This window comes from Mycobacterium sp. IS-1556, from assembly GCF_001499985.1.
Taxonomy (GTDB): domain Bacteria; phylum Actinomycetota; class Actinomycetes; order Mycobacteriales; family Mycobacteriaceae; genus Mycobacterium.
Genome location: NZ_LQIM01000027.1, coordinates 1 through 3218, shown reverse-complemented (window position 1 = coordinate 3218; position 3218 = coordinate 1). Strand labels below are relative to the sequence as shown.

Sequence of the window (3218 nt, the reverse complement as noted above, 5' to 3'; positions counted from 1 at the left end):
GGACGGTGCCGGCGGGGGTGGTCGGGGAGTTGTATGTGGCCGGCGCCGGGGTGGGTGTCGGGTATTGGCGGCGGGCCGGGTTGACCGGATCGCGATTCGTCTCGTGTCCGTTCGGTGCGCCGGGACAACGGATGTTCCGCACTGGGGATTTGGTGCTCTGGCGGGCCGATGGCCAGTTGGTCTATGTGGGGCGCGCCGACGAGCAGGTGAAAGTCCGCGGCTATCGCATCGAGCTCGGTGAGGTCCGAGCGGCGCTGGCCGCGCTCGATGGGGTGCAGCAGGCGGCTGTGATCGCCAGCGAGGACCGCCCCGGCGACAAACGCCTGGTGGGCTATGTCACCGGGACCGCTGACCCGGGCAAGCTACGCGTCCAGATGGCCGACCGACTACCGCCCTATATGGTTCCGGCAGCGGTGGTGGTCTTGGAGGCGCTGCCGTTGACCCCCAATGGCAAGCTCGACGCCCGTGCGCTGCCGGCACCGGAGTACACGACGGTTGGGTACCGAGCCCCGGCCAACCCGACCGAGGAGATCTTGGCCGGCATCTACGCTCAAGTGCTGGGGCTCGAGCGGGTCGGCGTCGACGATTCCTTCTTCGACTTGGGCGGCGATTCCCTGTCGGGGATGCGCTTGATCGCAGCGATCAATTCCGCACTGGATGCCGATGTTTCGGTTCGCACGCTGTTTGAGGCGCCGACGGTGGCCCGGTTGGCGCCGCGCCTCGGTGAGGGCGCGGGTCGGCTGCCGCGGTTGGTGGCGATGGAGCAGAGGCCGGCGGTGGTTCCGTTGTCGTTCGCCCAGAGCCGGTTGTGGATCCTGGACCAGTTGCAGGGCCCGTCACCGGTTTACAACATGCCGGCGGCGTTGCGGCTGAGTGGGCACCTTGATGCGCAGGCGTTGGGTGCGGCGTTGGGCGATGTGGTGGCCCGCCATGAAAGCCTGCGCACATTGATTGTCGCGGTCGACGGGATACCTCAGCAGGTGGTTATCCCTGTCGAGCGGGCCGACTTCGGTTGGGACGTCGTTGATGTCGCCGGCTGGCCAGAAAGTCGGCTGTGGGAGGCGATCGGCACCGCGGGGGGCTACACGTTTGATCTCGCGAACCAGATTCCGTTGCGGGCACAGCTTTTCCGCCTCGCCGAGGATGAGCACGTGCTGGTGGCGGTGGTGCACCATATCGCCGCCGATGGCTGGTCGTTGACCCCGTTGGTGCGCGATCTGGGCCTGGCCTATGCCAGCCGGTGTGCGGGACACGCCCCGGATTGGGCGCCGCTGACGGTGCAGTACGCCGATTACACGCTGTGGCAGCGCGCGCATCTTGGTGAGCTGTCCGAACCGGACAGTCTGATCGCCGCCCAGCTGGCGTATTGGGAGGAAGCCCTCGCCGGGTTGCCCGAACGCCTCGAGCTGCCGACCGATCGGCCTTATCCGGCGGTGGCTGATCAGCGCGGCGCCACGGTGGCCGTCGACTGGCCGGCCGAGCTACAGCAACAGGTTGCCCGGCTTGCGCGGGAGAACGACGCGACCAGTTTCATGGTGGTGCAAGCGGCGTTGGCGGTGCTGCTGGCGAAGGTGAGCGCCAGTTCTGATGTGGCGGTGGGCTTTCCGATCGCCGGGCGGCGCGATCCTGCGCTCGATGAACTGGTCGGGTTTTTCGTCAACACCTTAGTGCTGCGGGTGGATCTGGGTGGGGATCCCACGGTGGCTGAGTTGTTGGCGGCGGTTCGGGCGCGCAGTTTGGAGGCCTTCGAGCATCAGGATGTCCCCTTCGAGGTGTTGGTCGAGCGGCTCAACCCGGCACGCAGCCTGACCCATCACCCGTTGGTGCAGGTGCTGTTGGGTTGGCAGAACTTCACGGGCCAAGACAGAGATGCCGCCGAGTTGGCGTTCGGTGACTTGCAGCTGTCCTCGTTGCCGATCGAGACCCAGACAGCGCGTATGGATTTGACGTTCTCGCTCAGCGAGCGCTGGGCTGAAGACGGTGCGCCTGCCGGGATTGTGGGCACGGTCGAGTTTCGTGCCGATGTGTTTGATGCGGCCAGCATCGAGGCGCTCGTCGGGCGGTTGTGGCGGGTGTTGGTGGGGATGACTGTTGCGCCCACTGCGCGGGTGTCGTCGGTGGATGTGGTTGATGAGGTCGAGCATGTTCGGCTGGATGGGTGGGGTAATCGGGCGGTGTTGTTCGGGCCGGTGTCGGGGTCGTCGGTTCCGGGGTTGTTCGCTGCGCAGGTGGGGCGGACCCCGCAGGCACTGGCGCTGACCTGCAACGGCTGTTCGATGACGTATCGCGAGCTTGACGAGGCGGCCAACCGGTTGGCGCATCTGTTGGCCGCGTATGGTGCGGGGCCGGGTCAGTGTGTGGCGCTGTTGTTTTCGCGGTCGGTTGAGGCGATCGTGTCGATTTTGGCGGTGCTCAAGTCGGGGGCGGCTTATCTGCCGATCGACCCGGCGCTGCCGGTGAGCCGGATCGGGTTCATGGTTGCTGATGCTGCGCCGATCGTCGTGTTGACGACCGCTGATCGGGTTGGTGGGCTCGGCGGGTTGGCCGTGCCGGTTGTCGATGTCAGCGGGTCGGGGGTGCAGGGGTATCCGTGTACGGCGTTGGCTGGTCCGGCTGCTGATGACATCGCGCATCTGATTTACACCTCGGGCACGACCGGGATGCCCAAGGGGGTGGCGGTCACGCACCGCAATGTCACCCAGCTGTTCGACGGCCTGGATGTTGGTGTGGCGCTGGGGCCGGGGCAGGTGTGGACGCAGTTTCACTCCTATGCGTTCGACTTCTCGGTGTGGGAGATCTGGGCTGCACTGTTGCATGGGGGGCGGTTGGTGGTGGTGCCCGATGAGGTGGCCGGCTCGCCGCAAGACTTCCACGCCTTGTTGGTTGGGCAGCAGGTGAGCGTGTTGACTCAGACGCCGTCTGCGGTGGGGGCGCTGTGGCCGCAGGGGTTGGAGTCGACGGCGTTGGTGATCGGCGCTGAGCCGTGTCCGGCCCAGCTGGTGGATCGGTGGGCGCCGGGGCGGGTGATGGTCAACGTCTATGGGCCGACCGAGACCACGATGTGGGTGGCCAAGAGTGCGCCGTTGACGGCGGGGTCGGGGGCGCCGCCGATCGGTGCGCCGGTGCCCGGCGCGGCGTTGTTTGTGCTCGATGGTTGGTTGCGGCCGGTGCCGGCGGGGGTGGTCGGGGAGTTGTATGTGGCCGGCTCCGGGGTGGGG

General features: G+C 67.0%; 1 protein-coding gene. It reads left to right on the top strand.

Annotated features, from left to right (window positions below; translation table 11 throughout):
- Positions 1 to 3218: condensation domain-containing protein (locus tag AU187_RS16390; protein WP_156442363.1), on the top strand; the 3218-nt coding region annotated here is incomplete at both ends.